Below are 5,683 nucleotides of genomic sequence, written 5' to 3'. Positions count from 1 at the left end.
GCTCCGTACCCGTCGGGGTCCGCGCTGTCCGGTCCGCCGCGGCGAGGGCGGACGCCAGGCCCCCGAGTTCGACCTGGACGACGGCTACCGGCTTCGCGGGCGCGGTCGCCGCCGCCTCGCGCAGGGCCGTCGCCAGGTCGCCGCCTTCGCCGGAGTCCGCCGCGCCGTTCTCCCGTACCCAGGGGATGGCCGTGACCACCACGGCGTCGCAGTCGTCGTCGGCGAGCGCGCGGGACAGGGCGGCGCGGAAGTCCGCGGGGGCGGCGCCCGTCGTGAGGTCGAGCGGGGGCAGCGGGCGCAGTCCCTCGGCGAGACAGGCGTCGTAGGTGAGCAGCCCGAGGGACTCGGAGTTGCCGAGGACGGCGACCCGGGGGCCGCGCGGCAGGGGCTGCCCGGCGAGCAGAAGACCCACGTCGACGAGTTCGGTCACCGTGTCGACCCGGATCACGCCCGCCTGGCGGAGCAGCGCGTCGACCGCCGCGTCGGGGATCCGGGGGGCCGGTACCGCGTGGCCCGGCGGCTCGCTGCCACTGTGCCGGGCGCCCTTGACCACGACGACCGGTTTCACGGCGGCAGTGCGGCGGGCGAGGCGGGTGAACTTGCGCGGATTGCCGATGGACTCCAGATAGAGGAGGGCGACATCCGTGTCGGGGTCCTCGTACCAGTACTGGAGGATGTCGTTGCCGGAGACGTCCGCGCGATTGCCGGACGAGACAAACGTCGAGAGACCAGCCAGACCGGCCGGACCAGCCAGGTCGTCGGCAAGGCCGGCGGTATCGCCGGGTCCGGTGCTGTCGCCGGGTCCGGTGCTGTCGCCGGGTCCGGTGCCGTCGCCGGGGCCGGTGGAACCTCCCGCGCCGGTCGGCCCTTCCGGCCCCGCGCCCGTTCCCCGCCGGTGCAGCGCCGCCAGCAGGGCGATGCCGATCGCCCCGGACTGGGTGAACAGTCCGATCCGGCCCGGCGCGGGCGCGTGCGGGGCGAGCGACGCGTTGAGGCGTACGGAATCCGCGGTGTTGATGATCCCGAACGAGTTCGGGCCGATGATCCGCATCCCGTACGACCGCGCCCGGCGGACCAGGTCGCGCTGGCGTTCCAGACCCGCGGCCCCGGTCTCGGCGTATCCGGCGCTGAGGACGACGAGCCCCCGTACCCCGGCTTCCCCGCAGTCGGCGACGACCTCCGGCACCCGCTCGGCGGGTACCGCGACGATCGCGAGGTCGACGGGGTCCGCGGTCCGCTCCCCCGGGCCGGCCCCGGCGGGCCGGTCGGTGATCTCTTGTACGGAGCGGTACGCGGGCACGCCGTCGACGTCCCGCAGGCCGGCGGGGAAGGCCAGGTTCACGGCGTACACCCGGCCCGTGTACCCGCCGGCGACCAGATCGCGCAGCACGGTCCGGCCCAGGCCGCCGGGTGTCCGGCCGACACCGACGACCGCGACCCCGCGCGGTGCCAGCAGCCGCTGTACCGAGCGGGCCTCGGCCCGGTGCTCGCGGGCGCGCTGGACGGCGACGGACTCGGCGGTCGGTTCGAGGTCGAGGGTCAGATGGACGGTGCCGTCCTCGAAGCTGCGGCGCTGGGTGTACCCCGCGTCCCGGAAGACCTTGATCATCTTGTTGTTGGCGGGCAGCACCTCGGCCGCGAACCGCCGGATGCCGCGTTCCCGGGCCACCGCCGCGATGTGTTCCAGCATGGCGGAGGCGATACCGCGCCCCTGGTGCGCGTCCTGGACCAGGAACGCCACCTCGGCGGCGTCGGCGGGCGCGCTCGCGGGCCGCCCGGACCGGTCGATGCGGTCGAAGCGGACGGTCGCGATGAACTCGTCCCCTGCGGTGACGGCGAGACCGACCCGGTCCACGAAGTCGTGATGGGTGAAGCGGTGCACGTCCTTGGCGGAGAGCCGGGGGTAGGGCGCGAAGAAGCGGTAGAACTTCGACTCGTCCGAGACCTTCTCGTAGAAGCCGACCAGCCGGTCGGCGTCGCCCGCTGCGATGGGCCTGATCCGCGCGGTCGCGCCGTCGCGCAGGACGACATCGGCCTCCCAGTGGTCGGGGTACGCGTGCTCCCCCGCACCGCCGCCCGCGTCGTCCCCGCCACGACCACCCGCGTCGTCCCCGCTACCGCCGCCCGCGTCCCCGCCACGACCGCCCGCGTTCCCGCTACCGCCGCCCGCGTTCCCGCTCCGGTCCGGCCCCGCGGGGTCCGGCCCGCCGGAATCCGGTCCCCGGTTCTCCCGCTCGACACCCCGCTCGGCACCCCGCTCGGTCTGCATGCCGGAAAGCGTACGGCGCGACTCCGCGACACGGGACCCGCTCGCACGCTCCGTCGCTCCAGTCTCCCCCGCGCCACGGGTCGCACAGGCCCCGCGCGGCTGCCCGGTCACGGTTCGCGACCGGCGCCGGACCGGGGCACTCTGGGGGGCACGGCCGCTCCCCGCGGTCGACCCGAGCACCCGGGGCGTCGTGAGACACTGACCGGGAACTGGTCTAGACAACCACTGATACTTGAAGGGCAACACCATGGCTGAGCGCCGCGTCAACGTCGGCTGGGCCGAGGGCCTTCACGCCCGCCCCGCTTCCATCTTCGTCCGTGCCGCCACGGCCTCCGGCGTTCCGGTGACGATCGCCAAGGCCGACGGCTCCCCGGTGAACGCCGCCTCCATGCTGGCCGTGCTGGGCCTGGGCGCCCAGGGCGGCGAGGAGATCGTGCTCGCCTCCGACGCCGAGGGTGCCGACGCCGCGCTCGACCGTCTGGCGAAGCTGGTCGCCGAAGGCCTGGAGGAGCTGCCGGAGACGGTCTGAGCCGACTCCACTGCTTCCGCGCCCGGCCGTCCGGTCTCCCCACGGCCTCCGGCGCGCACCGGAATTCCCCGCCGCAACGGCGCTCCCGGAATTCTCAGGCGCTGATCCCCCGCCCGGGGATCAGCGCCTGATGTGTATCACCGTCCGGCCGGTTGAATAGGTGCACGACAGCCACCGGCCGTTCCGGTAAATACGACACCCTCCCTTTATACGGTGGCCGTGTTAAATGCGGTCGTATTCCGTGTTGCCGGAATGTTGCGAACTCCCGGCCATCGGCCGCCGGCTCCCCGACGAGTTCCGGCTCACCGGACCGGCCGTGCCCCCACCCGCGCCGATCCGCCGCCGCGCGCCCGCCCCTGGTCCCGGCCCGGACCCCGACCCCGACCCCGTACCGGCGGCGGAACCGGTGGAACCGGCTCGCGTTCCTGCCGTACGGCGCCCGGCTCCGGTCCGTCCTCCGGCGCGCCGGGACCCCGGAGCCGGTGCACATCGGCCACGCGCTCCCTGTGCCGCGCCGTCAGCGCCCGCGCCCGCTCGGCGTCCCCGCGCCCCACCGCGTCCACGATCGCCCCGTACTCGGCCCAGGACTCCTCGGGCCCGCGATGGGCCACCTCCACCGCGTACATCCAGGCGATCTTCCGCCGTACCGGTGTGAGCAGCGCGATCAGCCCCGGGCTCCCGGACGCCTGGGCGAGCGTGTCGTGGAACCAGCCGTCCAGCGCCCGCAGATCCGCCGCCCGGCCGTGCGCCGCCCGTTCCCGCCCCAGCCGTACCAGCCCGCGCAGGACCCGCAGATGACCCTCCGTACGGTGGTGGGCCGCGCGGGCCGCGGCCAGTGGTTCGAGGAGCGTACGGATCTCCAGGAGATCGGCCGCCTCCCGGCCGGTGGGCTCGGCGACGGACGCCCCGGCATGCCGCCGGGTGGTCACGAACCCCTCGGCCTCAAGGGTCCGCAGCGCCTCGCGCACGGGGACGCGGGAGACTCCGTACCGCTTCGCGAGCTGTTCCTCGGTAAGCCGCTCACCGCGCCGGAACACCCCGGAGACGATGTCGTCGCGGATCGCCCTGCAGACCGAATGCGCGGGAACCCGCATACCGTACCTCCGCCGTGGGCCCGGGAAATCAACCAGGATTTCTCATTTCCGGGCCGACTCTATGCCAATGGCGAAGGAATTCCGACAGCACCTGATAATCCATCGCCGACTTTCGGCCGACGGCGGCCGATATCGAGCGGTGTACGGGGCGGAACGCGAGGCGCCCGGAGACGCCGCGTGCCCCGGCGCGCGGGGCGCCGGGGCACGGAAGAGGAGGGGGACGGTCACCCGGACGGGCCGGGCGGGTGTCCACCGGGGGCCGCGGAGGCGGCGGGGGCGGCGGGGGTCAGATGTTGACGCCCTTGCCCCGCAGATAGGAGACGGGGTCGACGTCCGAGCCGTACTCCGCCCCGGTCCTGACCTCGAAGTGGAGGTGGGCGCCGGTCGAGTTGCCGGTCGAGCCTGCACGGCCGATCTCCTGGCCGGGCAGCACGCTCTGCCCGGGGGCGACCGAGACCGACGAGAGATGGGCGTACTGCGTGAAGGAACCGTCCCGCATCTGGATCACGACATTGAAGCCGTACGCGCCACCCCAGCCCGCTTCGACGACGGTGCCCGCGCCCACGGACACGATCTGCGTACCCGTCGAGGCGTGGAAGTCGATACCGGTGTGGCTGCCGGAGGACCAGAGGGAGCTGCTCGCCCGGTACGAGGTGGTGACCTCGGATCCGGCGACGGGCGACGTCCAGGTGTTGAGGAGCCGCTTGCGCTCGGCGTCGCGGGCCGCGCGCTCGCGGGCCTCCCGCTCCGCCTTCGCCCGCGCGTCGGCCTCCCGCTTCGCCTCGGCCTCGGCCTGGGCCCGGGCGATCGCCTCCTGCTTCTGGGCGTGGGCCTGGTCGGCGACCTGGGCGGCGAGGGTGTCGGGGCCGGAGAGCGTCCGGAGGGTGCCGGAGTCCTCGGCGGCCAGGATCCGGAGGGTGCCCGTGTCCTCGGCGCTCAGGCCACCCGTGTCGGGGCCCTGGTCGCGGCCGTCGTTGTCAGACGCGAACGCGGGGGCCGCGAGGGTACCGATGACACCGGTCGTGGCGAGGGTCGCGGCTCCGGCGAGGCTCGCGCCGCGGCGCGTCACACGGCTCGGGGCACGATGCTTCCCGTGGGATCGGGCGAACGCCATGAAAAGGCTGGTCCTTTCCTTCCTTCTCGCCTACCGGGTTAGCTGACGGGTTCGGAGAGAGGAAGGTCTCCTACGGCCCCTCCGCAGGCTGCGGAGGCTCCGATTCACCCCAGGGGAACGGTGGGTCCCCGGCTCCCCTTCGGCTCGCGCCTGCGGGGACTCGGCGATGGCTGTCCGTGCCGCGGATGCGGCGCCTGCCTGCGAACAGCCGGATCGACGCTAGGCGGGGCGCGTGTCGATCACCAAACAAACGGCCCTCTTTGTTGCTCATGCCACAGCACGTGTCGGTCAACTTCCCACCAAAACGGACAGCTGACGGGGCGGCGGCCCCAGGAACGGCACCCCGTCAGCCGGTTCACCCCCGCCGCACCCGGGCCCGCCCCGGCCCCCGGGCGCGCCGCGCCTCCGGTCGCGTACGAACACAGCCGTACGAACACCCCCGTACGACCGGTCCGTCGCCTCCGGTCCCGCTACCGACGATCGGTGCCGGGCCTCCGTACGGACACTCGCGCCCGGCACTCCTCCGAACAGGGCGCCGGTTCGGGTCTCGTGGAACGAGCCCCGCCCGCCCTCCGCGGGAGCAGGCCGCAGGCCGCAGGCCCCCGCCCGGTACGAACGCACTCGTCCCGGCGCGGCTCCAGAACAACGCGGGCATCGTCGGCGCGGCGATGGCCTGC

4 protein-coding genes and 1 riboswitch are annotated in these 5,683 nt (G+C 74.0%); of the genes, 1 reads left to right on the top strand and 3 read right to left on the bottom strand.

Features of this window, described 5'->3' with window-relative positions; all coding sequences use genetic code 11:
• Positions 1 to 2,269: GNAT family N-acetyltransferase (locus ACFXG1_RS04210; protein WP_384740852.1), on the bottom strand; the 2,269-nt coding region annotated here is incomplete at its 3' end.
• A gap of 247 nt (positions 2,270 to 2,516) precedes the next feature.
• On the opposite strand from ACFXG1_RS04210, the gene ACFXG1_RS04205 reads away from it, so the two are divergent.
• Positions 2,517 to 2,798, top strand: coding sequence for an HPr family phosphocarrier protein (locus ACFXG1_RS04205; RefSeq protein ID WP_358828124.1), 282 nt, complete (start codon positions 2,517 to 2,519; stop codon positions 2,796 to 2,798).
• Positions 2,799 to 3,100: 302 nt separating this feature from the next.
• Here ACFXG1_RS04205 and ACFXG1_RS04200 read toward each other — a convergent pair whose 3' ends face one another.
• Positions 3,101 to 3,892, bottom strand: a complete 792-nt coding sequence (locus tag ACFXG1_RS04200; RefSeq protein WP_384721851.1) for a GntR family transcriptional regulator — start codon at positions 3,890 to 3,892, stop codon at positions 3,101 to 3,103.
• Positions 3,893 to 4,178: 286 nt separating this feature from the next.
• Entirely contained in the window at positions 4,179 to 5,006 is an 828-nt protein-coding gene (locus tag ACFXG1_RS04195; RefSeq protein ID WP_384721848.1) for a M23 family metallopeptidase, read from the bottom strand.
• A gap of 13 nt (positions 5,007 to 5,019) precedes the next feature.
• Positions 5,020 to 5,182, bottom strand: a riboswitch (cyclic di-AMP (ydaO/yuaA leader).
• Positions 5,183 to 5,683 lie beyond the last annotated feature (501 nt).

This window comes from Streptomyces sp. NPDC059248 (genome assembly GCF_042753905.1).
In the GTDB taxonomy this organism is placed as follows: Bacteria; Actinomycetota; Actinomycetes; order Streptomycetales; family Streptomycetaceae; genus Streptomyces.
The sequence above is the reverse complement of the archived record's forward strand: the minus strand, read 5'-3'. Positions and strand labels throughout refer to the sequence as shown.

Coding starts and splice junctions, on each gene's coding strand:
- ACFXG1_RS04200 (WP_384721851.1), bottom strand. CDS start 3,892: ATGCGGGTTCCCGCGCATTCGGTCTGCAGGGCGATCCGCGACGACATC.
- ACFXG1_RS04195 (WP_384721848.1), bottom strand. CDS start 5,006: ATGGCGTTCGCCCGATCCCACGGGAAGCATCGTGCCCCGAGCCGTGTG.
- ACFXG1_RS04205 (WP_358828124.1), top strand. CDS start 2,517: ATGGCTGAGCGCCGCGTCAACGTCGGCTGGGCCGAGGGCCTTCACGCC.